This is a genomic window from Rhodovulum sulfidophilum DSM 1374, assembly GCF_001633165.1.
GTDB lineage: Bacteria > Pseudomonadota > Alphaproteobacteria > Rhodobacterales > Rhodobacteraceae > Rhodovulum > Rhodovulum sulfidophilum.
Genome location: NZ_CP015418.1, coordinates 1,252,921 through 1,278,249 on the forward strand (window position 1 = coordinate 1,252,921; position 25,329 = coordinate 1,278,249).

26 protein-coding genes and 1 pseudogene are annotated in these 25,329 nt (G+C 68.0%); 13 read left to right on the forward strand and 14 right to left on the reverse strand.

The annotated features are described in order from the left end of the window. Nucleotides 1–40: 40 nt before the first annotated feature. Complete coding sequence (groES, locus tag A6W98_RS06020) at nucleotides 41–328, reverse strand: co-chaperone GroES (RefSeq protein WP_042459131.1); 288 nt, start codon at nucleotides 326–328, stop codon at nucleotides 41–43. A gap of 361 nt (nucleotides 329–689) precedes the next feature. On the opposite strand from groES, the gene A6W98_RS06025 reads away from it, so the two are divergent. The 6 genes from A6W98_RS06025 (at nucleotide 690) to A6W98_RS06050 (ending at nucleotide 5,808) form a co-directional block, all read left to right on the forward strand. Then, nucleotides 690–1,610, forward strand: a complete 921-nt coding sequence (locus A6W98_RS06025; RefSeq protein WP_042459134.1) for a manganese-dependent inorganic pyrophosphatase — start codon at nucleotides 690–692, stop codon at nucleotides 1,608–1,610. Nucleotides 1,611–1,674: 64 nt separating this feature from the next. Further along, entirely contained in the window at nucleotides 1,675–2,544 is an 870-nt protein-coding gene (locus tag A6W98_RS06030) for a TIGR01459 family HAD-type hydrolase (RefSeq protein WP_042459137.1), read from the forward strand. Between the two features lie 281 nt (nucleotides 2,545–2,825). Then, nucleotides 2,826–3,269, forward strand: coding sequence for a MaoC family dehydratase (locus A6W98_RS06035; protein ID WP_042459140.1), 444 nt, complete (start codon nucleotides 2,826–2,828; stop codon nucleotides 3,267–3,269). Nucleotides 3,270–3,300: 31 nt separating this feature from the next. Then, nucleotides 3,301–4,263: a bifunctional riboflavin kinase/FAD synthetase gene (locus A6W98_RS06040; protein ID WP_042464624.1), complete on the forward strand. Its 963-nt coding sequence runs from the start codon at nucleotides 3,301–3,303 to the stop codon at nucleotides 4,261–4,263. A 4-nt stretch (nucleotides 4,264–4,267) separates the two neighbouring features. After that, complete coding sequence (locus A6W98_RS06045; RefSeq protein WP_264580084.1) at nucleotides 4,268–4,747, forward strand: YcgN family cysteine cluster protein; 480 nt, start codon at nucleotides 4,268–4,270, stop codon at nucleotides 4,745–4,747. Between the two features lie 5 nt (nucleotides 4,748–4,752). Further along, entirely contained in the window at nucleotides 4,753–5,808 is a 1,056-nt protein-coding gene (locus A6W98_RS06050; RefSeq protein ID WP_042459143.1) for a threonine aldolase family protein, read from the forward strand. Nucleotides 5,809–5,872: 64 nt separating this feature from the next. Here A6W98_RS06050 and A6W98_RS06055 read toward each other — a convergent pair whose 3' ends face one another. After that, nucleotides 5,873–6,472, reverse strand: a complete 600-nt coding sequence (locus A6W98_RS06055; RefSeq protein ID WP_042459145.1) for a 2-hydroxychromene-2-carboxylate isomerase — start codon at nucleotides 6,470–6,472, stop codon at nucleotides 5,873–5,875. 105 nt (nucleotides 6,473–6,577) lie between these two features. Between A6W98_RS06055 and A6W98_RS06060 the strand changes: the two genes are divergently transcribed. Further along, a complete protein-coding gene (locus A6W98_RS06060) occupies nucleotides 6,578–7,603 on the forward strand; it encodes a ribose-phosphate pyrophosphokinase (RefSeq protein ID WP_042459148.1) in 1,026 nt (341 codons plus the stop codon). Nucleotides 7,604–7,824: 221 nt separating this feature from the next. Beyond that, complete coding sequence (locus A6W98_RS06065) at nucleotides 7,825–8,031, forward strand: hypothetical protein (protein ID WP_042459150.1); 207 nt, start codon at nucleotides 7,825–7,827, stop codon at nucleotides 8,029–8,031. Between the two features lie 54 nt (nucleotides 8,032–8,085). Here A6W98_RS06065 and A6W98_RS06070 read toward each other — a convergent pair whose 3' ends face one another. Beyond that, complete coding sequence (locus tag A6W98_RS06070; RefSeq protein WP_042459153.1) at nucleotides 8,086–10,032, reverse strand: cation:proton antiporter domain-containing protein; 1,947 nt, start codon at nucleotides 10,030–10,032, stop codon at nucleotides 8,086–8,088. Between the two features lie 94 nt (nucleotides 10,033–10,126). After that, complete coding sequence (locus A6W98_RS06075; RefSeq protein ID WP_042459157.1) at nucleotides 10,127–12,637, reverse strand: hypothetical protein; 2,511 nt, start codon at nucleotides 12,635–12,637, stop codon at nucleotides 10,127–10,129. Between the two features lie 169 nt (nucleotides 12,638–12,806). Here A6W98_RS06075 and A6W98_RS06080 point away from each other — a divergent pair, with 169 nt between their 5' ends. Then, nucleotides 12,807–13,514 (forward strand): SIMPL domain-containing protein, encoded by a 708-nt coding sequence (locus A6W98_RS06080; protein WP_042464627.1) that lies wholly within the window; start codon nucleotides 12,807–12,809, stop codon nucleotides 13,512–13,514. A 49-nt stretch (nucleotides 13,515–13,563) separates the two neighbouring features. On the opposite strand, the gene A6W98_RS06085 is transcribed toward A6W98_RS06080, so the two are convergent. The 4 genes from A6W98_RS06085 to trxB form a co-directional block, all read right to left on the reverse strand. Further along, a complete protein-coding gene (locus A6W98_RS06085; RefSeq protein ID WP_042459160.1) occupies nucleotides 13,564–14,850 on the reverse strand; it encodes an O-acetylhomoserine aminocarboxypropyltransferase/cysteine synthase family protein in 1,287 nt (428 codons plus the stop codon). Nucleotides 14,851–15,293: 443 nt separating this feature from the next. After that, nucleotides 15,294–17,003 carry a bifunctional sulfate adenylyltransferase/adenylylsulfate kinase gene (locus A6W98_RS06090; RefSeq protein ID WP_042459163.1) on the reverse strand — a complete coding sequence of 570 codons (1,710 nt, stop codon included), beginning with the start codon at nucleotides 17,001–17,003 and terminating at the stop codon, nucleotides 15,294–15,296. 221 nt (nucleotides 17,004–17,224) lie between these two features. Then, nucleotides 17,225–17,659: an RES family NAD+ phosphorylase gene (locus A6W98_RS06095; protein WP_042464630.1), complete on the reverse strand. Its 435-nt coding sequence runs from the start codon at nucleotides 17,657–17,659 to the stop codon at nucleotides 17,225–17,227. Nucleotides 17,660–17,678: 19 nt separating this feature from the next. Then, nucleotides 17,679–18,728, reverse strand: a complete 1,050-nt coding sequence (gene trxB / locus A6W98_RS06100; protein ID WP_155734733.1) for a thioredoxin-disulfide reductase — start codon at nucleotides 18,726–18,728, stop codon at nucleotides 17,679–17,681. 59 nt (nucleotides 18,729–18,787) lie between these two features. On the opposite strand from trxB, the gene A6W98_RS06105 reads away from it, so the two are divergent. Then, nucleotides 18,788–19,015, forward strand: a complete 228-nt coding sequence (locus tag A6W98_RS06105; RefSeq protein ID WP_042459169.1) for a hypothetical protein — start codon at nucleotides 18,788–18,790, stop codon at nucleotides 19,013–19,015. A gap of 244 nt (nucleotides 19,016–19,259) precedes the next feature. Here A6W98_RS06105 and A6W98_RS06110 read toward each other — a convergent pair whose 3' ends face one another. Continuing rightward, entirely contained in the window at nucleotides 19,260–20,066 is an 807-nt protein-coding gene (locus tag A6W98_RS06110; protein WP_042459172.1) for a VWA domain-containing protein, read from the reverse strand. Between the two features lie 334 nt (nucleotides 20,067–20,400). On the opposite strand from A6W98_RS06110, the gene A6W98_RS06115 reads away from it, so the two are divergent. Then, nucleotides 20,401–20,901: an Lrp/AsnC family transcriptional regulator gene (locus A6W98_RS06115; RefSeq protein ID WP_042459175.1), complete on the forward strand. Its 501-nt coding sequence runs from the start codon at nucleotides 20,401–20,403 to the stop codon at nucleotides 20,899–20,901. A gap of 19 nt (nucleotides 20,902–20,920) precedes the next feature. Here the strand turns inward: A6W98_RS06115 and A6W98_RS06120 are convergent, their stop codons facing one another. Together A6W98_RS06120 and A6W98_RS06125 are read right to left on the reverse strand one after the other, a co-directional pair. Next, nucleotides 20,921–21,685, reverse strand: coding sequence for a Hint domain-containing protein (locus tag A6W98_RS06120; protein ID WP_052677942.1), 765 nt, complete (start codon nucleotides 21,683–21,685; stop codon nucleotides 20,921–20,923). 175 nt (nucleotides 21,686–21,860) lie between these two features. After that, nucleotides 21,861–22,643: a hypothetical protein gene (locus A6W98_RS06125; protein WP_155734734.1), complete on the reverse strand. Its 783-nt coding sequence runs from the start codon at nucleotides 22,641–22,643 to the stop codon at nucleotides 21,861–21,863. A 185-nt stretch (nucleotides 22,644–22,828) separates the two neighbouring features. Between A6W98_RS06125 and parA the strand changes: the two genes are divergently transcribed. After that, the gene (gene parA / locus A6W98_RS06130; protein ID WP_042459177.1) at nucleotides 22,829–23,464 is read left to right on the forward strand and encodes a ParA family partition ATPase; all 636 of its coding nucleotides are present in this window, start codon (nucleotides 22,829–22,831) and stop codon (nucleotides 23,462–23,464) included. 3 nt (nucleotides 23,465–23,467) lie between these two features. Here parA and A6W98_RS21855 read toward each other — a convergent pair whose 3' ends face one another. Both A6W98_RS21855 and A6W98_RS22300 read right to left on the reverse strand, forming a co-directional pair. Next, nucleotides 23,468–23,641 carry a hypothetical protein gene (locus A6W98_RS21855; RefSeq protein WP_231098376.1) on the reverse strand — a complete coding sequence of 58 codons (174 nt, stop codon included), beginning with the start codon at nucleotides 23,639–23,641 and terminating at the stop codon, nucleotides 23,468–23,470. A gap of 28 nt (nucleotides 23,642–23,669) precedes the next feature. Next, nucleotides 23,670–23,792 (reverse strand): annotated as a pseudogene (locus A6W98_RS22300) (DUF427 domain-containing protein); the annotation flags it as partial. Between the two features lie 251 nt (nucleotides 23,793–24,043). Here A6W98_RS22300 and A6W98_RS06135 point away from each other — a divergent pair. Beyond that, nucleotides 24,044–24,514 carry a YdcF family protein gene (locus tag A6W98_RS06135; protein WP_052677944.1) on the forward strand — a complete coding sequence of 157 codons (471 nt, stop codon included), beginning with the start codon at nucleotides 24,044–24,046 and terminating at the stop codon, nucleotides 24,512–24,514. Between the two features lie 400 nt (nucleotides 24,515–24,914). Here A6W98_RS06135 and A6W98_RS06140 read toward each other — a convergent pair whose 3' ends face one another. Then, entirely contained in the window at nucleotides 24,915–25,316 is a 402-nt protein-coding gene (locus A6W98_RS06140; protein ID WP_168161816.1) for a MarR family winged helix-turn-helix transcriptional regulator, read from the reverse strand. Between the last annotated feature and the right edge of the window lie 13 nt (nucleotides 25,317–25,329).

Below are 25,329 nucleotides of genomic sequence, written 5' to 3' on the forward strand. Positions count from 1 at the left end.
CTTGCTCCTGGTTATCTGGTTGTTTCTAAGGGCGAACCGCTCAGGCGATGATGCCGAGGATGTCGCTTTCCTTCATGATCAGCAGCTCTTCGCCTTCGATCGTCACTTCCGTGCCCGACCATTTGCCGAAGAGGACGCGGTCGCCGGCCTTGACCGCCATTTCGATCAGCTCGCCCGAATCCTTGCGGGCGCCTTCGCCACAGGCGATCACTTCGCCTTCCGCCGGTTTTTCCTTGGCGCTGTCGGGGATGATCAGGCCGCCCTTGGTCTTCTCATCGCTTTCGACGCGGCGAACGAGAACCCGGTCGTGCAAAGGTTTGAATGCCATGTTCGAACGCTCCTTGGTTCTGGGTGTCGAGGTTTTGTCACTCGCACCCGGTGAGTGCTAATGAGGTCGAGATAGGAAAGCCGCGACAGGCTGTCAAGCGTCGGTCCCCCGAAAAAAAACCTGTGCCGGAGGCATTTTCGGCCCCCGCGCGGCGATGTTGCGAACGGGCTGTGAACCGGTCGCGAACGCAGCTCGAACAGCCCGGCCCCTGCGGTGGGGCGCGCTGGGCGGCAGCTTGTCGGGCGGTGGCGCCAACCGCTCATGCCGCAGTGCAGAAAGAGCGTGCGGGCCCGGGTGACAAGCGCGCGCGCCGCTTCTATAAGGGCGCCAACCTCAGACATCTGCAAATTGGGCGCTCAACATGACGATCAAGGTTCTTGGCCACAAGGCCCCCGACACCGATTCCACCGGCTCGCCGCTGATCTGGGCCTGGTACCTTTCCGAGATCAAGGGCCAGCCGGCCGAGGCGAAGCTGCTGGGCGAGCCCAATACCGAGGCCAAGTTCGTGCTGAACCGCTGGGGCTTCGAGCAGCCCGAGATCATCGCCGATGTCGCCCCGGGCGAGGATGTGGTGATCGTCGATACCAACAACCTGGCCGAGCTGCCCTCGAGGATCAACGAAGCCAACGTGATCGCGATCATCGACCACCACCTGCTGCAGGGCGGGCTGAAGACCCGCTCGCCGATCGAGATCACCGTGCGGCCCGTCGCCTGCACCGCCACCATCATGTTCGACCTGATGGGCGAGGACGCGGCCAAGATGCCCGACAACATCAAGGGCGCGATGCTGTCCTGCATCCTGTCCGACACGCTGGAATTCCGCTCGCCGACGACGACGCCCGCCGATACCGCCGTTGCCGGACGGCTCGCCGCCGAGCTCGACGTCTCGATCCCGGACTATGCCGCCGAGATGTTCGCGGCCAAATCCGACGTCTCGGCCTTCTCGGATGCCGAATTGCTGCGGATGGATTCCAAGCAATACGAGGTCGCGGGCAAGAAATTCCGCGTCTCGGTGCTCGAGACCACCTCGCCCGGGACCGTGCTCGACCGCAAGGACAGCCTGATGCAGGCGATGACCGGCGTGGCCGAAGAGGATGGCGCCGATCAGGTCCTGCTGTTCGTCGTCGACATTCTCAAGCAGGAGGCCACGCTTCTGGTGCCGAACGATCTGGTCAAGGCGGTGGCCGAGAAGAGCTTTGCCGTCACTGTCGCGGGCGACACCGTGATGCTGCCGGGCATCGTCAGCCGCAAGAAGCAGATCATCCCGAATCTGCAACTCTGAACCCCGACACCGGTTTCGGAGGCGCCGCATCCGGCGCCTCCTGTCTTTCAAGGAACGCCCCCATATGACACCGATCATCGAGAGCCTCGACGAGGTTTCGTCCCGCTACAAGGCTCTGTTCGTCGACCTCTGGGGCTGCGTGCATAACGGGCGCGAGCCCTTCGCCGAGGCCGTTGCCGCGCTGCAGCGCTATCGTGCCCGGGGCGGCAAGGTGGTGCTGATCACCAATGCGCCGCGCCACCGCAAGGCGGTCGAGGGGCAGCTTGAGGAGATCGGCGTCGCCCGCGACAGCTGGGACACCATCGCCACGTCGGGCGACAGCGCCCGGGCCGCGATGTTCCGCGGCATCGTCGGCAAGCGGGTCTATTTCATGGGCATCGATTTCGACCTGACCTTCTTCGACCCGATCGGTATCGTCCGCGACCCGGTCGAGATCGAGCGCGTCCCGCTGGAAGAGGCCGAGGGCATCGTCTGCACCGGCCCGTTCGATTCGCATGCCGATCCCGACGTGCTGCGTCCGCAACTGCTTTACGCCAAGCAGAAGGGGCTCAAGTTGCTTTGCGCCAACCCGGATGTGGTGGTCGACCGGGGCGAGACCCGCGAATGGTGCGCAGGCGCCATTGCCGAGCTTTACACCAAAATGGGCGGCGAGAGCCTCTATTTCGGCAAGCCCCAGCCGCCGATCTACGATCTGGCCCGGCAGCGTCTGGCCGAATTCGCCGATGTGTCCGACGCCGAGATCCTGTGCATCGGCGACGGCATCCGCACCGATATCGCGGGCGCCATCGGCGAGGATCTCGATTCGCTCTTCATCTCGGGCGGGCTTGCCGCCGCCGAGACCGGGACCCGGAACCAGCCCGATCCCGAGCAGCTGGAAGCCTTCCTGAAACAGCACATGGCCAGCCCGACCTACGCCATCGGCTTCCTGCGCTGATCCCGGGGATCTCGATCCTTTCCTTGCGCTCCGGGCCCTGTCCGGGGCGCAAGCGCGTGCGGGATCCGGCCCTCTGCCCGACATCGCCCTTGCCTTGCCGCGCATTCCGGACCAGCATGCCGTCGCAGTTCGGGCCATGGTCGGGTGGCGACCGGCGAAATCGGCGGCGCAATAAAATTGCTGCCATCACGCGGTTTTCAGCATAAAAGTTGCCCTCACCATTGCGGCATGGGCGCGGCTTCGCTATGCTGCGGTGCAACATGATCCACCGGGGGCCGGGAATGCTCGACAACATGCCACGCGGAACGATTTGTATCGAGGAACTCGAAATCGGTATGCGCCGCCATCTGCGCAAGCAGGTGACCGACCGCGATATCGAGATGTTCGCCGAGGTCTCGACCGACTGCAACCCGGTGCATCTCGACGACGATTACGCCATGGAGACGGTCTTTGAGGGCCGGATCGCCCATGGCATGCTGACCGCCGGCCTGATCTCGGCGGTGATCGGCGAACAGCTTCCGGGCCATGGCACGATCTATCTGGGCCAGACCCTGAAATTCATCGCCCCCGTGCGGCCCGGCGACACCGTGCTGGCCGAGGTCGAGGTCAAGAGCATCGACCATTCCCGCCGCCGTGTGACGCTGGATTGTCGCTGCCTGGTCGACGGCAAGCCGGTTCTCAAGGGCGAGGCCGTGGTACTGGCACCCAGCAAGAAATTCGATTGACGCGGCCCGGCCTCCGGTGCAATCGGGGGCCATGCAGACCTTTGCCTCCTGGACCGGAAACGCGACGGGCGACCGCGGCGCCGCGGCCGCTATCGGCAATTTCGACGGTGTCCATCTCGGCCACCGGGTGGTGATCGAGGCCGCCCGTGCCGAGGCCGCGAAGCGGGGGGCGCCGCTTGGCATCCTGACCTTCGAGCCGCATCCGCGCGAATTCTTCGCCCCCGACGCGCCTCCGTTCCGGCTGATGAATGCCGAGGCCCGCGCCAACCGGCTGGCCAAGCTGGGGGTCGATCACCTTTACGAACTGCCCTTCGATGCGCGGCTGGCCGGGCTTTCGCCCGAAGTCTTCGCGCGCGAGGTCATCGTCGACGGTCTGGGGCTGTCGCATGTCGTCGTGGGCGCGGATTTCTGCTTCGGCAAGGGCCGCGCCGGCACCGTCGAGGATCTGGTGCGCTTCGGTGCCGAGATGGGCTTTGGCGTCACCGCGGTGCCGCTTCTGTCGAACCATGTGGGCGAGGTCTCCTCGACCTCTATCCGGCACGCGCTGAGCGAGGGACGCCCGGGCGATGCCGCCGGGATGCTGGGCCACTGGCATCGGATCGAGGGCGAGGTGCTGCATGGCGATGCCCGCGGGCGGGCCTTGGGCTTTCCCACCGCGAACATGTCGATCCGGGGGCTGCACCGGCCGCGCTTCGGGGTCTATGCGGTCAGGGTCGACGTGCTGTCCGGGCCGCATCGCGGCACTTATGACGGCGCCGCCTCGATCGGGATCCGGCCGATGTTCGGCGAGAATGTCCCGAATTGCGAAAGCTATCTCTTCGATTTCGAGGGCGATCTTTACGGCACCCACCTGTCGGTCGCGCTGGTCGAGTTCCTGCGCGACGAGGCCAGGTTCGACAGTCTGAACGCGCTGGTCGCGCAGATCGACGCCGATTGCACCCGGGCCCGGGCGGTTCTGGCCGGCGATCTGCCCTTGCCCTTTGCGCGGGACTGATCCGGTGGCGCGCCCCTCCCGCAAGACCGTTCCGAAACCGCTGCGTTCGCGGTTCTGGGAGCGCGTGGCGCTGAAGGACATGACGCCCGCCGAATGGGAGGCGCTGTGCGACGGCTGTGGCAAATGCTGTCTGAACAAGCTCGAGGATGCCGATACCGGCGAGGTCGTCTTCACCCGGATCGCCTGCCGCCTGCTGGATGACAGCACCTGCCGCTGTGCCAATTACGCGATCCGCAAAAGCATCGTGCCCGAATGCGTGGTGCTGTCGCCGAAGGGGCTGGGCGAGGTCGTCTACTGGATGCCTGCAAGCTGCGCCTATCGGCGGCTCTGGGAGGGGCGCGGGCTGGCCGACTGGCATCCGCTGGTTTCGGGCGATCCCGAAAGCGTGCACGAGGCCGGGATGTCGGTTCAGGGCTGGACCATTCCCGAATTCGATGTTCCGCTCGAGGACTGGGAAGATCACCTCATAGAAGAGGAGCTGTAACAGCCATGCATTTCGCCTCGGACAACACCTCGCCGGTGCCGCCGCAGATCCTGGATGCGCTGATCGCGGCCAATCATGGCTATGCCATGCCCTATGGCAGCGACGCGATCATGGCCGAGGTCCGCACAATGATCCGCGAGATCTTCGAGGCGCCCGAGGCCGAGGTCTATCTGGTTGCGACCGGCTCTGCCGCCAATGCGCTGGCGCTGTCGGTGCTGTGCCCGCCCTGGGCGACGGTCTTCTGCCATCGCAATGCCCATATCGAGGAAGACGAATGCGGCGCGCCGGAATTCTTTACCGGCGGCGCCAAGCTGACGCTGGTCGAGGGCGCCGATGCCAAAATGACCCCCGAGGCGCTGCGCGAGGCCATCGCCCATGCGGCCCGGGCCGGCGTGCACAACGTCCAGCGCGGCGCGGTCTCGATCACCAACGCGACCGAACAGGGCACGGTCTATTCCGCCGCCGAGGTGTCGGCGCTTGCGGATGTCGCCGCCGATTACGGCCTGCCGGTCCATATGGACGGGGCGCGGTTTGCCAATGCCCTGATGCGCAGCGGCGCGACCCCGGCCGAGATGACCTGGAAGGCGGGCATCGATATCTTGTCCTTCGGTGGCACCAAGAATGGCTGCATGGGGGTCGAGGCGGTGGTGCTGTTCGATCCGGCCCATGCCTGGGAATTCGAGCTTCGGCGCAAGCGGGGCGGGCATCTGTTCTCGAAGCATCGCTATCTGTCGGCGCAGATGGCGGCCTATCTCAAGGACGGGCTCTGGCTCAAGTTGGCGGCGCGGGCCAATGATGCGGCGACGCGGCTGTCAGAAGGGCTGGCCGCGCATGACAGTGCCAGGCTCCTGCACCCGACCGAGGCCAATGCCGTCTTCGCCGCCTTCCCGCGCGAGGCGCATCGCCGCGCCCATGCGGCCGGGGCGCAATATTACCTCTGGCCGATGGACTGCTCGCTGGATGGCCCGGGCGATGAGGTCTTGTCGGCGCGGCTGGTCTGTTCCTGGTGCACGACCGACGAAGAGGTCGACGCGCTTCTGGCCATCGTCCGGGGCGACTGAAGCGCGCCCCCGGCCCGAGGACCGGCCCAAGGGCCAGGTCCGAGCCCGGAGGTCAGGTCCGCGGCTACAGCTTGCCCGCGAGATGCTGGTCGAGATCGTCCAGCCGGTCCTGCCCCCAGAACCTCTCGTCGCCGTCGGTGATGTAGAAGGGGGCCCCGAAGACGCCCCGGGCGGTCGCCTCTTCCAGATTGGCGGCATAGGTCTCCGCCCCTGCCAGCAGGCCCCGGTCGGCGAGCCCCGGGTCGAACCCCGCCGCCTTCAGGCAGTCGCGGATGACCTCGTCCTCGGCAACGTTGCGGTCCTCGGCCCAGCAGGCGCGGGTCAGCGCATGAACCAATTGGCCGGGATCGCCCTCGCCGGTTGCCTGAGCGGCGATGATCGCATAGGCGGCAGGCGCCGGATTGGTCGGAAAATGTGCGGGCGCGAGGGACAGTTTCAGCCCGGTTTTTACCGACTGGCGGCGCAGCTCCTGCAACCTGTAGGCCTTGCGCGCCTCGGCTCTCTGGGGCAGGGGCGTGCCGCCGGTCCGGCCGAAAAGCGCCATCATATCAACGGGCTTGTAGGTGACGGTCGCCCCATGGCGGGCCGCTATCTCCTCCAGCCGGTTGCCCGCCAGATACGCGTATGGCGAGATCACGGTGAAGAAGTAGTCGATATGGGCCATCGTGACGCCTCTTTCCTCATAAGGTTTTCAAGACCGTAGCTCGGTGCTAAGCGCTGTCAACATATCGTTACACGCGCGAATCGGCCGCCGCCGGAGACACTCCCCATGCACAATATTCACGAACCGAAACTGATTTCGGGCAATGCCAACCGTCCGCTTGCCTCTGCCATCGCCCGGCGGATGTCGATGCATCGGGGCATCAGTGTCGACCTGGTCGATGCCCGCGTCGAACGCTTCAACGATCAGGAGATCTTCGTCGAGGTCTACGAGAATGTCCGCGGCGAGGACATGTTCGTGATCCAGCCGACCTCGAACCCGGCGAATGACAACCTGATGGAGCTGATGATCATGGCCGATGCGCTGCGCCGCTCCTCGGCCGCGCGGATCACCGCCGTGATCCCCTATTTCGGCTATGCCCGTCAGGACCGCCGTACCAAGGCCCGCACCCCGATCAGTGCCAAGCTGGTGGCCAACCTGCTGACCGAATCCGGCATCGAGCGGGTGCTGACCATGGATCTGCACGCGGCCCAGATTCAGGGCTTTTTCGACATCCCGGTCGACAACCTCTATGCCTCGCCGATCTTCGCGCTGGACATCGCGCATGAGTTCAACGGGCTGGCCTCCAAGACCACGGTGGTCTCGCCCGATGTGGGCGGCGTGACCCGGGCCCGCGAACTGGCGCAGCGGATCGGGTCGGGGCTGGCCATCGTCGACAAGCGCCGGGTGCGCCCGGGCGAGGTCGCCGAGATGACCGTGATCGGCGATGTCGAGGGCCAGATCTGCTTCATCGTCGACGACCTTTGCGACACTGCCGGGACGCTTTGCAAGGCGGCCGACAAGCTGATCGAGGCCGGCGCCGAGGAGGTCCATGCCTATATCACCCATGGCGTCTTTTCGGGCCCGGCGGTCGAGCGGATCCGCAATTCGAAGCTGAAATCGGTGGTGGTGACCGACTCGATCCAGCCGACCGAGGCGATCCTCGGAACCCCGAATATCCGCATCGTGCCGACCGCGCCGCTGTTTGCGCAGGCGATCATGAACATCTGGCAGGGCACGTCGGTGTCCTCGCTCTTCGAGCACGAGACCCTGGTGCCGATCTACGAGGGCCTCTACGCCCCGCGCCGCGGCTGAGCCGCCGCGCCATTGAGGGCCGGGGCACGAGCCCCGACGGCTGGCGGCGGAGATCCGGCGCTGGCCGGGGGCCGGACCCCATCCGCCAGGGCCTTGCCTATATGGGCGGGCGCATCGACCCGCCAAGCTCGGCACCTTCCGAAACTGGCTGACATCACCCGTCACTGCCTTTCGGGCGAGGTCGGGTCATAGGCGCGCCACCCTTTGGCTGCATTATCCGCATGTCCCGGCCGAGCCGCTGTATCCGGGCAAGCCCGCGGTCGATCCGGCGCGCGGCGGGGGCCCATGCCCGGCGGCTGGTCGATCCGGCCGGGGCGCTGGTTCTGCCGCGCCTCGCGCTTCAGGCTTGGGTCGAACTGACCGAAAACCACGCGGTCTTTGCCTGGCTCGTGTTTCGCCGGAGAAGCAGCCCCGCCCATCCGGGATAGGGCCAACCGACCGCGATCACGATGGACCGGCGCATCGGCTGAGCCGCAACCGACTCAGTCCCGGATCTCGGCCGAAGCTTCTGCGGCCGCCTCTGCCGCGGCTTCCTCCGCCGCCGCCTCCTCAGCCGCGCGCCGCCTTGCCCGCCGCGACAGCAGCGCGGTATCGAGCTCGCCATTCAACTCGCGGGCGCGGCGCATATAGGGCTCGTTGCGCGCGGTCGGCACGCCCGGTTTCCACAGATCGGCCAGCTCGCGCACCATCCGCCGGTCGAAATCGTAATAGGCGCTTTCGCGGTCCCGGGCCTCGGTCGCGCTCAGACCCATCGCCTCGAGCGAATAGCGCGCGACCCTGAGCGAGCTGTCAAACAGTTCGCGCACGATCTTGTCGGCTCCGGCGCGGTAAAGCGCGTAGACATGGGCGCGGTCGCGGGCGCGGGCGATGATGGTCAGATCGGGCCGCACCCCTCTGGCATAGCGCACCACCCGCGTCGTCGCCGCCGGATCGTCCAGCGCCACCACGAAGACCCGCGCCGTGCCCAGCCCCGCGGCCATCAGCGTCTCGGGCCGGGTCGGGTTGCCGAAGAAGCCCTTGATGCCGAATTTGCGCATCAGGTTGATGGTGGGAAGGTCGTCGTCGAGCATGGTCGCGGGATAGCCCGACATCTGCAGCATCCGCTGCACCACCTGCCCGAACCGGCCGATCCCGGCGATCAGGATCGGATTGCGCTCGTCGATCCGGTCGGGGGCGCGGTCGGTCCCGATCCCGGCCACCGCGAAGCGCTTGGACAGCATCTCGTAGACGAAGAAGAAAAGCGGCGTCATCAGCATGGTCAGCGCGATCACCAGCAACAGCGTCTGGGTCAGCCGCTGGGACAGCACGTCCTGCTGGACGGCAAGCCCCAGGATCACGAAGCCGAATTCGCCGGCCTGGGCGAGGCCCAGGGTGAACAGCCAGCGGTCGCGCCCCTTCAGCCCGAACAACCGGCCCAGGGCCGCAAGCACCAGCCCCTTGACCACCATCACCCCAAGCGCCAGCGCGAAGATCCCGGCCGGGTCGGCCAGCAGCACCTGAAAGTCGATGCCCGCACCCACGGTGATGAAGAACAGCCCCAGCAGCAGGCCCTTGAACGGCTCGATATTGCTTTCCAGATCGTGGCGAAATTCGGAATCGGCCAGCACCACGCCCGCGAGGAAGGTTCCCAGCGCGGGCGAGAGCCCGACCATCCCCATCAGGACCGCGATGCCGATCACCAGAAGCAGCGCCAGCGCGGTATACATCTCGCGCAGATGCGCCATGTTGACGAAGCGGAAGACCGGGCGGATCAGGTAATGCCCGGCGAGGATCACCGCCGCGACCGCGCCCAGCGTCACCAGCGCGACGCCCCAGCCGGGCAGGCCCGCGACCAGCGAAAAGCTGCCGCCATGCGGCGCGGCCTCGAGCGCGGGGCGTATCACCGAGCCGTCGGGCGCGATCTTCGCCTTCGGGGCGGCGACCAGCAAGGGCAGCGCCACCAGCATCGGGATCACCGCGATATCCTGCGCCAGCAGCACCGAAAAGCTTGCCCGGCCGCCATTGGTGGGCATCAGCCCCTTCTCGGACAGGGTCTGCAGGACGATCGCGGTCGAGGACAGCGCGAAGACCAGCCCCACCGCCAGCGCCGGACGCCAGTCGAGCCCCAGCGCCGGGATCGCGGCCGCCATGATCGCCAGCGTGGTCAGCGTCACCTGAAGCCCGCCAAGCCCGACCAGCCGGGTGCGCATCCGCCAGAGCGTTTTCGGCTCGAGTTCGAGACCGATCAGGAACAGCATCAGCACCACGCCGAATTCGGCGACATGGCGGATGTCCTCGACCTCGGCATCGAGAAGCGCCAGCGCCGGGCCGATGGCGATGCCCGCGGCGAGATAGCCCAGCACCGATCCGAGTCCCAGCCGCGCGGCAAGGGGAACGGCGATCACCGCCGCGGCAAGGCAGATCAGGGCGGGAAGCAGGAAGCTGTCCATGTCGTCTGGAATCCTCGGGTCCGAGAGTGCCTCGGTCAAGCATGAGGGAAGGGCGCGGCGTCGCAGGCACGGGAATGGGGCAGCCCGCGGGGGGTCAGCCGCCCGGCAGGTCCAGCACGATGTTGCGGCCGCGCTTGACATAGCGCAGCTGGGTGTCGCCGATGGCCGCCACCTGGCCGCCATCGATCTTGTCGCCGACCTTGACCTTGACGAAGCGGCCGGAGGGCAGCCGCAGCAGCGCGCGGCGGTCGGCCGACGTCCCGTAGACGCCGATCAGGTTGAGATCGCGAAGATTTATGGCGTCGGGCAGGGTGGCTTGCCTGGCCACCGAGGCGGCGGTGGGAATGGCCGGTTGCACCGCAACTGCCATGGCCGACTGGACCCGATCCTCGAAATCCGAAGGGCGCGAGGCCGGGCGCAGCGAGGCGCTGAGCGCGTTCTCGGGCAGATCGGATGCCGCCTCGCCTTCGCCATCGGCGAGGTCGTCCAGCGCGGCCGTCACCGCGGCATCGGTGTCGAGCGTCGGCGGAGGGGCGAGGTTCTCGGGCCGTGCCTGCGGATGCGTGCCGGGCACTGCGGTGGCGGGGGCTCCGGCCCGGGCCAGCACGGTTGCGGGCCGGGCGCGGGGCGTATGGCTTGCGATCCGCGCGGCCACCTCGGGGTCGGCCGGTACCACCGCGGGCGGCGATGCCTCGGCCGTCCGAGGCGCGGGGCGGGCCGATGGCCGCGGGTCTGTCTCTCCGGGGGCGGCGGTCGCGTCTTCACCGGCCGGGGCTTCGGCACGGTCGTCGGGCGCATCGGCGGCCGTTCCGGCTGGCGGGGCCAGATCCACGGGGCGGCCCGGGGGCGTCGTTTCGGGGCGTACGCCGTAGACCGGCACGCCCTCGGCGGTGATCTCGGCGCCGTCGGCCGTATCGCCCGGAGCAGGCACCGTCATCGGCTCGGGCTCGGGGACCAGATCGGCGGGACGGGCGCTGGGCACCACCGCGGGCGCGCCCCGGAACACGGTCACGCCATCCGGTGTCAGCGCGCCTTCGGGCGTGGCCTCGACCAGACCGCGCTCGTCGAGCTCGAAGGTTTGGTCGGGTCCGGGCGGGTCGGCCTGCATCGGCAGCGGCCGGTCGTCGCTGCGGGCAATCTGCGGGTCGGGCAGGAGACCGGCCTCGGGCGGCCGGACCGCCTGATCGATGCCGGCGACGTAAAGATCCTCGATCCGGTCCTGCGGTGGTGCGCTCATCGGGTCGGGCGCGCGCTGCCACATCCCGGTACTGGCATAGGCCTCAAGCGCCTCGGCTTCTGACAGCGGCGCGGGCACGGGGGAGGCCGGCGTGCCGGTGCCCGTTGCGGTTCCGGCAAGCGGTGCGCTGCTGCTTCCCTCCGCGCGCGGGTCGTTATTGGCGGCGGCGTCGAAGGGCGGTTGCCGGTCGGGTGCCTCGGCTTGCGACAAGTCCGCCCCGGAGGGAGCGACGAGACCGGCGGTGGCGTCAGGGGCCGGGGCGGGCGTCTCGTCCCGGGGCAGCAGGATCGCGCCGGCGGCGATGGCCGCAACGACCGCAATCACCGCTCCGCCGAGCTTGAGGATCTGGATCGGCTCCGGTCCGGCCGAGGGCCGTGCCGCGGCGCTCAGGTCGAGCCCGCGCATCGGTTGCGGCTCCGGTCGCAGAGACCCGGAGGCGCGGCGCTCCGTCCCCGCACGGGGCGGGGCGGCGGCGGACTGTCCCGTCCCGGCGGGCGCCTCCGGACGAGGCGGGCGGGAGGCGGAAGGCGCGGCCGCGACGGGTGAGGCGGGCCCCACCGATGAGACGGGCCTTGCGGCCGGGGAGGCAGGCGCCGCAGGTGCTGCGGTGGCGGTCGGGGCCGGATCGGCGGCAGGAGGGGGCGAGGGCGGTGCGACCGCGTCGGCTGGTTTGCGCTCCGGCATGGGGGGTGGCGCGGGGTCTGCCTTGGGTGCGGGCTCGGCCTTGGCTGCAGGCTCTGCCTTGGGCGCGGGCCTGGCCTCCGGGACGGTTTTGGCCTCGGGCTCGGGTTTGGTCTCCGGGGCAGGTTTGGCCTCGGTGGTGGGGCGCGGAGATTTGCGCGCGCCCTGCGCGGGGGCCGCCGGCTTGTTCTCGGCCAGCAGCGTGGCGGCAGCGGCGGTCGGGCCGAAGGACGCCTCGCCCTCGAATTGCGCGGCAGGCGGACGGGCCACGAAACTGACCGGATCGAACTGATGTGCCTGTGCGAAGGCCTCGGCCTCGGCCAGCGTCTCGCGCGCGACCACGGCCAGCCGGGCCCTGCCGCCGGTCTCCTGCCAGTCGAAGACCAGCTCTCCGACCGGATAGGGTGTCAGCCCGTCAAGCCCGCGCAAAAGGCTCGCACGCTTCTCGGCCCGGCTCTCGCCCTCGACCGGAAGCTCGGTGTAGAGGATCTGGCTGTCGGGGATCACCAGCGCGACCAGGGGGCGCCCCTCGGCGAGGTTGCCTGCGGTCGCGCGCAGAAGGCGCAGCGTTTCGGCAAGGCCCGGGTCGTGCAGGGACACCTCGCCCAGCGACCTCCAGCCCGCCTTGGCGCGGTGCTGAAGGCCGATCCCGTCCTCGGCGAGCGTCAGCGCGAAATCTGGTTTCATTGCGGCTCTCTACACCGGTTATGCCCCGGTCCCATAGCTCGATCCTGCGGACTATAGCAGGAAACCGCCGACCGGAAGAAGGGGGCACGGCGCGGCGACCCCAGGGGCGACTTGTCCCGGTCTGTCCGCGGACCAATTAAGGATGAGCGAAAGAACGAGGATGGTTTTCATGCGTCTTGTCCCACTTGCCCCTCTTGCCCTTGCCCTTGCCGTCTCGGCGCTGGTTGCGCCGGTCGCGGCCGATGCCGCGCCCGAGCTTCGCGTCACCGGCACCGGCAGCGCGACCGCAGCGCCCGACATGGCGACGCTGAGGCTCGGCGTCGGCCATGAGGCCGACACCGCGGCCGAGGCGATGGCTCTGGTTTCGGACGATCTCGGGCGGGTGATGGCGGAATTGCAGGCCGCGGGTATCGAGGCACGCGACATCCAGACATCGGGGCTGAACCTGTCGCCGGTCTGGGGCGACCGCTCGGAGGACAAGCGGCCCCGGATCACGGGCTACAGCGCCGCCAACGGGGTCACCGTCCGGGTGCGGGAACTGGACGGGCTCGGGCCGTTGCTCGACACGGTGATCGGGACCGGCGCCAATACGCTTGACGGTCTGAGCTTCGGCTTGCAGGAGCCCGGACCGGTGATGGACGAGGCGCGCCGGGCCGCGGTGGCCGAGGCGCGGCGCAAGGCAGAGCTGTTCGCCTCCGCCTCGGGGCAGAGCCTCGGCTCGCTGGTCTCGCTCGTCGAGCAGGGGGCGAACCAGCCGAGGCCGATGCAGATGAAGATGTCGTTCGAATCCATGGCCGACTCGATGCCGATGGCCGAGGGCGAACTTGAACTCGATGCCACGGTGACGATGGTCTTCGAACTCGGGGACGCCGAGTAAGATCCGGAAAGCCGACCGCACCCGGGTTCGGGCGCGGTCGGTTGGCATGTCAGATCTGCGCCAGCGCCTGTTCGAGATCGGCGATAAGATCGTCGGCATCCTCGATCCCGATCGAGACCCGCACCACCTCGGGATTGGCCCCCGCCGCGATCTGCTGGGCCTCGGTCAACTGGGCATGGGTGGTCGAGGCCGAATGGATCACCAGCGACCGGGTATCGCCCAGGTTCGCCACATGGCTTAACAGCCGCACCGAATCGACGAACTTGACGCAGGCATCATAGCCGTCCTTCAGCGCGAAGGTGAACAGCCCGCCGGTGCCCTTGGGGCAGATCCGCCGGGCGCGGTCGGCATAGGGCGAGGAGGGCAGGCCGGCATAGGTGACGCGGGCCACCTTGGGATGGCCTTCGAGCCAGCCCGCGACCTTGATCGCGTTGGCGCAATGCCTCTCCATCCGCAGGCTCAGGGTCTCGATCCCCATCAGCGTGTAATGCGCGCCCTGCGGGTTCATCGTCATCCCGAGATCGCGCAGCCCCACGGCGATCGAATGGAAGGTGAAGGCGGCGGGGCCGAAGGTCTGATGGAAATTCAGACCGTGATAGGCGGGCTCGGGCTCGGAGAGCGAGGGGAACTTGTCGCTCGCCGACCAGTCGAACTTGCCGGAATCGACCACCACGCCCCCGGTCACCGTGCCGTTGCCGGTCAGATACTTGGTGGCGGAATGCACGACCAGCGTCGCACCATGCTCGATCGGGCGGCAGAGATAGGGCGTGGCCGAGGTATTGTCGACGATCAGCGGCAGCCCGGCCGTGTCCGAAATCTTCGAAATCGCGTCGAGATCGGTGACATAGCCGCCCGGATTGGCAACCGACTCGCAGAAGACCGCGCGGGTATCGTCGTCGATGGCGGCCTTGACCGCGTCGAGATCGTCGAAATCGACGAACCTTGCCGACCAGCCAAAGCGCTTGATGGTCTGGCTGAACTGGGTGACCGTGCCGCCGTAAAGCCGGGTCGAGGCGACCACGTTCCGGCCCGGCGCCATCAGCGGGAAGAGCGCCATGATCTGCGCGGCATGGCCCGAGGAACAGCAGACCGCGCCCGCGCCGCCTTCCAGCGCCGCCACCCGCTCGGCCAGCGCCTGCACGGTCGGGTTGGTCAGCCGCGAATAGATGAAGCCCACTTCCTTCAGCCCGAACAGCGCCGCCGCATGCTCGGCGTCGCGGAAGACATAGGAGGTGGTCTGGTAGATCGGCACCTGGCGGGCGCCGGTTGCCGGGTCGGGCTTGGCCCCGGCATGGATCTGCAACGTATCGAACCCGTACGGACGGTCTTCGCTCATCGGATCGGAACTCCCTTGTTCCCGTTTCGCTCCAGCATTAGGCCAACGTCCCTCTTCGGACAACACAAGCGACCTGAAAAGAACGTGCGTCCCGCCTTTTCCCCGGCGCCCGGAACGCCGCTCCGCCCGCCGGTTCCGCCGCGCGACCCCGTTCTTCGGGCGGCGCGCCTCCCCTGGCCCCGCCCTCGCAGCCCCGGCGGCCCCCTCCGCACATCCGGTTCCCCTGCTGCGAAGCGCGCCGTCTGCCTGCTTCTTCTTGGCAAAAATACCCCCGGCCCCGCGTGCAAGCGGCCCCGCCGGTTCCGCCGCTCGGCACCTGTCGGCCCCCATCCGGTCCGAAGTCCCCGCGGTGGCGGGAGCGCCCGGACCGCGCCGCCCCCGAAAGGAAAGACGCGCCGCCCGAAGCCCGGGCGGCGCGTCCTGTCATTCCTGCGCGGCCCGCCTCAGCGGCCGGCGATCAGGCCCATCTGCTCGAGCTTGAGGATCACCTGCTGGGCGCAGTTGTCGACGTCGAGCCCGGTCGTGTCGACGGCCAGTTCGGGCGTCTCGGGCGCCTCGTAAGGGTCCGAGATCCCGGTGAATTCCTTGATCTTGCCTTCGCGGGCGAGCTTGTAGAGCCCCTTGCGGTCGCGTTTCTCGCATTCCTCCAGCGGGGTGGCCACATGCACCTCGCAGAAGGCGCCATAGGCCTCGATCATCTCGCGCACCCCGCGCCGGGTCGCCGAATAGGGCGCGATCGGCGCACAGATCGCGATGCCGCCATTCTTGGTGATCTCGGAGGCGACATAGCCGATCCGGCGGATGTTAATGTCGCGATGTTCCTTCGAGAAGCCCAGTTCCGAGGACAGGTGCTTGCGCACCACGTCGCCATCCAGAAGCGTCACCGGACGGCCGCCCATCTCCATCAGCTTGACCATCACCGCGTTGGCTATGGTCGACTTGCCCGAGCCCGAAAGCCCGGTGAAGAACACGGTAAAGCCCTGTTTCGACCGCGCGGGACGGGTCTTGCGCAGCTCGGACACCACTTCGGGGAAGGAGAACCATTCCGGGATCTCCAGCCCCTCGGCCAGACGGCGCCGCAGTTCCGTGCCCGAGATGTTCAGAACGGTCACGCCGTCCTCGATCTCGTCGGCGGGCTCGTATTGGGCGCGCTCCTGCACATAGACCATGTGGCGGAAATCGACCATCTCGATGCCGATCTCGTCCTGGTGCTTGCGGAACAGTTCCTGCGCATCATAGGGGCCGTAGAAATCCTCGCCGGCCGAGTTCTTGCCCGGGCCGGCATGGTCGCGCCCGACGATGAAATGGGTGCAGCCGTGATTCTTGCGGATCAGCCCGTGCCAGACCGCCTCGCGCGGACCGGCCATCCGCATCGCGAGGTTCAGAAGGCTCATCGTGGTGGTGGCCTGCGGATACTTGTCCAGAACCGCCTCGTAGCAGCGGACCCGGGTGAAGTGGTCGACATCGCCCGGTTTGGTCATGCCGACGACCGGATGGATCAGCAGGTTCGCCTGGGCCTCGCGGGCGGCGCGGAAGGTCAGTTCCTGATGGGCGCGGTGCAGCGGGTTGCGGGTCTGGAAGGCCACGATCCGGCGCCAGCCCAGCTTGCGGAAATAGGCGCGCAGCTCGTTCGGGGTGTCGCGGCGGGCGCGGAAATCGTAATGCACCGGCTGCTGGATGCCGGTGATCGGGCCGCCCAGATAGATCCGCCCCGCGCTGTGATGCAGGTAATAGACCGCCGGATGCGCCAGATCGTCGGCGCCGAACACCTTTTCGGCCTCGCGATGCTTGTCGGGTTCCCAGCGCGAGGTCACCGTCATGGTGGCGAGGATCACGCCTTCCTGGTCGCGGAGCGCAATGTCCTGCCCGATCTCGATCTTGTCGGCGAATTCGGCCGAGACGTCGAGCGTGACCGGCATCGGCCAGAGCGTGCCGTCCTCAAGCCGCATCCGCTCGACCACGCTGTCGTAATCGGCCTCGTCGAGAAAGCCCTTCAGCGGGTTGAACCCGCCATTCATCAAGAGCTCGAGGTCGCAGATCTGGCGTGGCGTCAGGTCCCAGCTCGACAGGTCGCCGGCCTCGACTTTGAGTTTCTGGGCGCTTTCGTAGGAGACATAAAGTTCGGGGATGGGAGCGAGGTTTGAAATCGACATAACTGGCCCGGTGCTTCGTATGGAATATGCGGCGGGATGGTCGGGAGAACCCAATTCGGATGCGGCTTATCGCGCAACCGCGGCAGCTGGCAACCCATAGCCCCGCGAATGGCCCAAAAAGGTCGTAGCCCCTGCAATTCTGCAGCTACCGGGGCGGTTTTCCCGCGATTGGCGGGGAAGGGGAAACGCTGCCCCGATGCGGGCCGCCACAGGCGGAACGATCAGGGCCAGGGGCGTGCCGGACCGGCCGATTGCACCAGCGGCGGCGCGGGGTCGAACAGCACCAGATGGCTCAGCTCGGGGCGGCTCCGCGACGGGTAGAGCAGACCCTCCGCGCCCTCGGCCCGGGCGGCGTCGGAAAAGGCCCAGGTCGGCGCCGGCCCGCCCGAGGCGCGCAGGTCCTGCCAGACGATCGAGGCGGGGTTGGGGGCGGGCAGGGCGCGCAGATCGACGATCCTGTCGGCCGTGACCGCCAGCGGGACCAGCGCCCGGGCCGGGGCGTCCGGTGTCAGGTAGCGGGCGATGGCGACACCCGCGCCGTCGGCGGTCAGCGATGCGTAAAGCACCGCCTCGCCGGGCCGGTGGAACCGTCCCTCGGGGCTGGCAACGGGGGCACAGGGCGCCCCCCCGCCCGCTCGGCGGGCAGCAGCCGCCAGACGAGGCCCCGAAAGGCGATCATGCGTCCTGCGGAACCTCGGCGCCATATCCCAGCGGCAGCGAGATGTCCTTGCCCTCGTCGAGCCCGGCCTCGGCCAGGAAACGCTCGACTTCCAGCGCGGCCATGCAGCCCATGCCGGCCGAGGTCACCGCCTGACGGTACTTGTGGTCGGTCAGGTCGCCCGCGGCGAAGACGCCGGGGATCGAGGTGGCGGTGGAATCGGGTGCGGTCACGACATAGCCGCCCATATGGGTCTCGAGCTGGTCGCTGACCAGTTCCGAGGCGGGCGCATGGCCGATGGCGATGAAGACCCCCTTGCAGGCGATCTCGCGGGTCTCGCCGGTCTGCACATGCTTCACCCGGATGCCCTCGACGCCCAGCGGGTCCTCGCTGCCCGTCACCTCGTCGAGATTGTGGTCCCAGAGGATCTCGACCTTGGGATTGGCAAACAGCCGCTTCTGCAGCACCTTCTCGGCGCGCAGCTCGCCCCGGCGGTGGATCAGCGTCACCTTCGAGGCGAAGCGGGTCAGGAACAGCGCTTCTTCGACGGCCGCATTGCCGCCGCCGATCACCGCGACCTCCTGGCCGCGATAGAAGAAGCCGTCGCAGGTGGCGCAGGCCGAGACGCCGAAGCCCTTGAACTTCTCTTCCGAGGGCAGGCCCAGCCATTTCGCCTGGGCGCCGGTCGCGAGGATCAGCGCGTCGCAGGTATAGGTGGTGCCGCTGTCGGCAATCGCGGTGAAGGGCCGTTTGGACAGGTCGAGCCGCGAGATGTAGTCCGAGACGATCTCGGCCCCCATGGCACGGGCATGGGCCTCCATCTTCTGCATCAGCTCGGGACCTTGGATCTCGGTCTCGCCGGGCCAGTTCTCGACCTCGGTGGTGATGGTGAGCTGGCCGCCGGGCTGGATGCCCTGGATCAGCACCGGTTCCAGCATCGCGCGCGAGGCATAGACGGCCGCGGTATAGCCCGCCGGACCCGACCCGATGATCAGCACGCGGACATGTCTTTGCTTGGTCACTGGAAGATACCTTTCTGATGTCGGGACGGTTATAGTTGTCGCCATGGGGGATGGCAAACGTGGCCTCGGGCACGGCTTGCCGCAAGTGGGGGAGAGGAAATCCGATGTTTCGATATGTTTTGGCGGCCGTGGCGGGGCTGATGACGGCCCCCGGGCTGCAGGCCCAGGAGGTCGCGCAACAGACCGTTTCCGACGAGATGACACCGCAATGCGCCGTCGTGGACAGCTCCCGGATCGTGTCGGTGGTGGTCTGCGACGGTCCGCGGGACGAGGCCGCCTTCGCCGAGGCGGGGCGCGCGGCCTGCGGCGCGCGCAGGCCCTGCGGCGCCTGATTCTGGCCGTCGCGCGAGGCGGCTCCGGAAACGGCGCCCGCCAACCATGACGGGCTGACCCAGGCGCAGGTGGTGTCGTCCTACGGGGTCTGGGTCGCCGAGCGCGGGCTTTTCGTGCGGATCGAACGGGCCGAGTGACGGCCCGGCGCCCTCGGGGCAAAAGGTAGGGGCCCGCACATCGGCGCGGGCCCTCCTGTCTTTTGCAGCCGCTATCGTTTGCGGCAGATCCCGGCGTGCCGCGGTCTCAGCCCGCCGTCTGACGGCGCCGGACGAAACCGAAGACGCCCAGACCTGCCAGCCGCATCGGCATCGCCGTCGGCAGCGGAACCACGCCGGTGTCGCCGCCGGTATCGTCGATCACCTGGTCGATTTTCGCCTCGATCGCCGCGCCATAGGCGTCGAAATCGGCGACCGGAATGACGAAGCCCGTCTCGGTCGCGTTCGGCACGCTGTCGAGATCGGCCGCGATGACGCCCGCATCCGCATCGCCGCTGGTGCCGAGCCCCGCGATCCGGGCCATGTTCGACAGGGCATAGGGGCTGCTGACCCCGCTGCCGACCGCCTCGAGGCTGATCCCGTCGACCCCGGCCGTGTTCGCGGCCAGCGCGGCGTTCTCGGTCAGATATTGCGAATTCGGCGTTCCGTCGGTGGTGATGTTGATGAGGGTGGTATCCCCCAGCCCGTCATCGAGGAAAAGGTCGGTGATGTAGGTGATGGCCCCGGCGGTGTCGGTGCCGCCGCCATCCTTGTAGGCGGTCAGCACGGTCGACTGGATCGAGGCGATATTGGCGGCGGTCACGACGGTTGGCGGGACGACCGTATAGCTGGAGCTGCCGTAAGAGGTCACCGCCACCCGGTATTCGTTGTCGCCGCTGGTCGGGATCTTCGACAGCGCCGCCGAGAGGGCCGCCGTCGCGCTGTCGAAGTCGTACGGGCTCATGCTGTCCGACCCGTCGAGCACGAAGCCGAGGTCGATGACCGCTGCGCTGGCCGTTCCCGCACCGAAAAGGATGCAAATCACCGCCGCTGCGCCCCGAAGGGTGGTATTCATTGCCACAAGGATGCTCCTTCCTGAAAAATGGAAGGGGCAGGAAAAAGACACTTTTACGTAAACGGGATTGGAACCCTCCATGCCTACCCGTGCGAAGTGCCGCCAACCGGCCTTTCTGCGGCAAGCGATTCGCATCGATCCCCGGGGTTTTCGGTATTGCCGCCCGGACCGGCTGGCGCTACGGGTGCCGGTGCGTTCCCGCTGGCCCGCAGATCGGAACCCTCGTTGCCGGCCGGGCGGTGGAAGTTTAAAGATCTTGCGCGGTCGGGAAAGATTATTGCGCACAGTGGCGCGCAGACATATGATCCGCGAAAAAAGAACCGAAGGAGCAGCCATGCCCGGCAGCCGACTTGACGCCATCGACCGCAAGATCCTTGCCGAGCTGCAGGCCGACGGACGCATGACCAATGTCGAACTGGCGCGCCGGGTCGGGATTTCGGCTCCGCCCTGCCTGCGCCGCGTCCGCACCCTCGAAGAGGCGGGCTTCATTCGCGGCTATCACGCCGATATCAACACCCGCGAGCTGGGCTTCGAGGTTCAGGTCTTTGCGATGGTCGGGCTGCAGAGCCAGGCCGAGGCCGACCTGTCCCGCTTCGAGGCCCGCTGCCGGGCCTGGCCGCTGGTCCGCGAATGCCACATGCTGAACGGCGAGGTCGATTTCATCCTGAAATGCGTGGCGCCCGACCTGTCGAGCTTCCAGAGCTTCCTGACCGAAGAGCTGACCGCTGCCGAGAACGTGGCCAGCGTCAAGACGTCTCTGGTGATCCGCTGCGCCAAGGACGAGCCCGGCGTGCCCTTCGAGGTGCTTGAGGCCCGGCTGAGCAAGAGCGCCTGACCAAGCCCGCCCGCGCCCGTCAGGCTGCGTTCAGCTTCTCCATCTCGAAGACGGTCAGCCGGGGCACCTGCATCGGACCGAAGCCGTCGAAGCCGCTGACATGCGGGAACATCGACAGGAACCGCGGGCGGTTGCCATTGTCGATGAGAAGTCCGGCATTCTCGCCTGGGTGATAGCTTTCCACCTCGACCCCGTTGGCCAGAAGCACCTGCTGGCCGTTCAGGGCCAGATGATAGACCCGGGTCGGGCGCACCACGCGCAGCGCGATCAGCGCGGTGCCGTCGACGAACCCGGTGGCAGGGGCGAAGGCCGCCTCGGCACCGGTCAGGGCATGGCAGCGGGGATGGCGCATCAGCAGCCGCGCGCGCGGCCCCAGGACCAGGTCGGGCATCGGTCGGCCGAGGCCGAGGCTGTCGGCGGTAAGCCGGGTCAGCATGGCGATCTCGCCGCGTTGCCCGGCAGGCGGCGCCAGCACGGTCGAGCCGACCCAGAGCAGCGGTCGCGCTCCGGCTCCGGCGGTGTCGACCTCCATGCCGGGCACCAGATCCTCGACCGCCACCGGCCCCTGCGGGGTCGCGATCAGGGTGCCATGGGCGAAGGCGCAGAACGCCTCGTCGACATGCGGATCGGCGGGCATGGCGCGGATGAAGGATTGCGGGTTGCCGTCGGGGGTGATGCCCCAGACCTCGTAGCGGCGCATCGGCGGTTGCGGCCGGGCGACCGGAGATGCGGTCAGAGCCTGTTGCGGCACAAAGCCGAAGGCGCCACCAAAGTGGGTTCCCATGCGATCGTTCCTTCCGGTCCGGTCACATCTGCCATGGCCCCCACCAGGACGCAGAGAGACGATGTCAGTCTGCCAGAGCACCGGGCGTTCGTCAAAACGCTTGGGCCCGGTTGCCGGAACTGCATCGAATTGCGGGACAATGACTCTGCCGAAGCGGCTTTGTTGCCCGTTCGAGTCAGAATTCGATCCGGCTGCCGATGACCAGGCCGATCGACCGGTCGTTATGGATCCCGAAGATTCCCCCAAACCGCAGCCAGGTGCCCTTTCCGATCCGGCGCGAGACGGCGGGCGACAGCTTCACCCTCCGCGCTTCGGTGGCGCTATCCTCGCCCCAGAGTTCCAGCGTCAGCTGGGTGCGCGGGTTGGGCATGACGCCCAGCGTGATGTCGAGCTTGTAGTCCACGAGGGCGCTTTGCGGGCGGGTATCGGTGCGGGCGTCCAGATTGATCCAGCCGGTGCCGTCGGGGGTCGTGAAACCGGTGCCCCAGCTCACGCCCGTCCGGATCACCGGCTCGGTCAGCCCGCCCGGCGCGCCCGCTGCCCCGGCGCCGAATTCGGTGGCCAGCCGCCCGGGCATCCAGCCGAGCTCGGTGGCGAAGCGCAGGAAGGCGATGGCCTTCCAGTCATCGGCGTCATCGCCCTGGCCCGCATCGAGCCCGAGCGTCAGTTTCGGCGTCATGCCGTATTCGACATAGAGCGAATTGTAGCCCCAGCGGCTGTCCCAGGTCCGGTCGCGATTGGCCTCATGCGAGAAGGCCAGAAGCCCGGATCCCTTCTCCTGCAGCCAGGCGCCGGCCATTGCCGGAGAGGCCGTGCCAAGCGCTGCGCCCGATGCCGTCAGGGCCAGTACCAGGCGGCGGGCGCCCGCGCCGACAGCTGCGACGACAGCAGCGATGGCGGCGACGAAAGCGTCCGGCATGCCGGATGCGGCCGGCGCAGGGGGGGCACCAAGGCGCATGGGCGCTCCTTTCCCCGCGAGTTTCCGTCTGACGTGGTTAACCATACGTTAACTCAGGGCTCGGGCGCCGGATCGGTGCGTAATGGCATGGCCTACGGGGAGCTACCGGCGGGCTGCGGCGGATTGGGGCTGTGCAACGACCTCCGCTGCGGTATTCTGCGCTGCGGCATGGCAGAGGGGATCACATGGCGGGCACGATCATCACCATCGCGCAGCAGAAGGGCGGCTCGGGCAAGACCACGCTTGCGGCCAATCTGGCCGTGGCCTTCCGGCGCCGGGGGCTGGCCGTCGCGCTCATCGACACCGATCCGCAGGGCAGTCTCGGCCGCTGGTTCATGACCCGGATCGAGGGTCGCGAGGCGCCCGACATGGAATTCTCGACCGCCTCGGCCTGGGGGGTTGGCTACGAGACCGGCAAGCTGGCGCGCGACCATGACGTGGTGCTGATCGACACCCCGCCCAAGGCCGACAGCGACCTCCGCCCCGCGCTGCGCGCCGCCGATCTGGTGCTGGTGCCGGTCGCGGCCTCGCATGTCGATCTGTGGGCGACCGAGGGCGTGCTGGACCTGGCCCGACGCGAGGACAAGCCCGCGATCGTGGTGCTGAACCGGCTGAAGGCCAAGACCCGGCTTGCCGCCGAGATCGCCGAGATCGCGGGCGGGATGGACGCCGATCTGGCGACGGTCCGGCTCGCCAACCGCGTCAGCTATGCCGAGACCCTGGGGCGCGGCCTTGGCGTGCAGGAAGCCGGGCGCCGGGGGCCGGGCGCGGACGAGATCGAGGCGCTGGCCGAGGAGGTTCTGGTCGCGCTGGCCGATTGACGGCTACCAGCCTTCGGGGCCGGGACTGCCCTTGACGATTCGGGTGAGATTCGGCGTCACCCGGTCGTCATGAAAACCGCCCAGCAGATGCCTCGCGGTGATCCCGCCGAGCCGGCAGGCATCGGCCCGCCCGACATGGAAGGCGACAGGACCAGCAAGGGCCGCGATGGCGGGCACGGGGTCCGGATAGCTCCAGGGCGCATCTGGGCGCCGTGCGTTCGCCTGTTCTAAGGTCGAAACAGGCGCCCCAGCCCTTCCATTCGCAGAAGCCTCGCCCTGCGCCCGGCCGCAACAGTCCGGGTGCCAAGTCCTCGGGCGGAAAGCAACAGCTCGTGGCGTGAGGGGCGCGAGCACCCGCAGGTCGCGCCGGTCCAGGATCTGTCCGGCGAAGACGACTTCAAAGGCCACGTCCGCGGGCGCGAACTGGGGCGGGTGCGGACATCCTCGGGCGGCAGGGCCATTCGCGCCAGATAGTCCAGTCCGGGCCGCCCGGAAGCATCCATGGGGGCGGGAATTGAGGTTGTAGGAATTGACGGCGGTCGAATTGACGGGGCGGATCGGGCGCGGCAGGCTCGGGCGATGAGCAGAGCCTTTCTCGTTCTCGGTGCGGCGATGCGGGGGGCAGGCCGGCCCGGACCCGCGCTGATCCGCCGGGCCGAGCATGCGGCGGCACTGTGGCGGGCCGCGCCCGAAACGCTGGTCGTGACCTCGGGGGCGGGCGGCGAGGCCGAGGCGGCGGCCGCGATCTGCCGGGCGGCCGGGGTCCCGCCCGAGCGGCTGATCTGCGAAAGCGCCGCGCGCAGCACTGCCGAGAACATCGCCTTCTGCTGTCCGATCCTTGCCCTAAGCGGGATCTGCAGGGTGACGCTTGTCACCGATGGCTATCACGCGCCCCGGGCGCTTTTTCTGGCGCGGCGGGCGGGGCTTTCGGCCGATGCAAGCTGCCCGCCCCGTCCGCCCGGGCCGCCGGGGCGTCGCGTTCTTGTGCTGCTGCGGGAGGGGGCAGCGATCGCGAAGGCGCTGGCGCTCAGCGCGACAGGCCGACCGTGAAACTGTAGGGTCATTCCGGCCCCGGATCCGCCTTGTGGCGTCGGGCTGCCCGTGCTCATGTCGCGATCCCGGCGCAGCCCGTAAGGGCGCGGTCAGTCTTGCGCCGTTGGAATTTCGGGGGCTTTGATGCCGATATGGGCGGCATATTCCTCCAGAGGCTCCGTGCCCTGGCCGTTCCGAAGGACAAGGGCCAGCGTCGGGGTCGCGCTAGAAAGGGCAGAGGGGGCATGGCCTCATCCACGTGCCTATATCCGGCGTGAGGCTTTCCGGGCGCGTCAATGGAAGGGTGCCTGCGACCCTGCCTGGTGTCAGCCAAAACCGACGTCGTTGCGGATTGCTGACCCGGATCGCATATCCCGAAGCGGAAGCGGCCTTTCCTGCGGGCGGCCGCGCCTTGTGCCTAGCTCGGCGAGCTGTCTTCCTGTTGCGTGTCGCGGTTTTTCCCGGCCAACATGTTGGCGTAGAGGGCTTCCATGATCTTGCGGAAGGCCAATAGCTCGTCTTCGGTGAACTGATCCGAAAACGCGGCAAAGGTTCGGACTTCCCGCTCGCGGATTGCGCCGATCAGTTCTGCGCTTTCAGGGGTCAGCCGATAGAGGAACGACCTTGCGCGATCCGGGTTCGGCGTCTTGTCGATCATTCCCGCTTCCAGCAGGGCCTTGAGCTCGCGGGCCACGAACTGCCGCTTCATGTCGAGCCAGTCCGTCAGCATCGGCGCTGTCGCGCTCTTCGCTTCGCTCAGCGCCTCGAGGATTGCCCTCTGGCCGACGGTAATGCCGGTTCCTTGCAAATCGCGTTCCACGCGCGCGGTTATA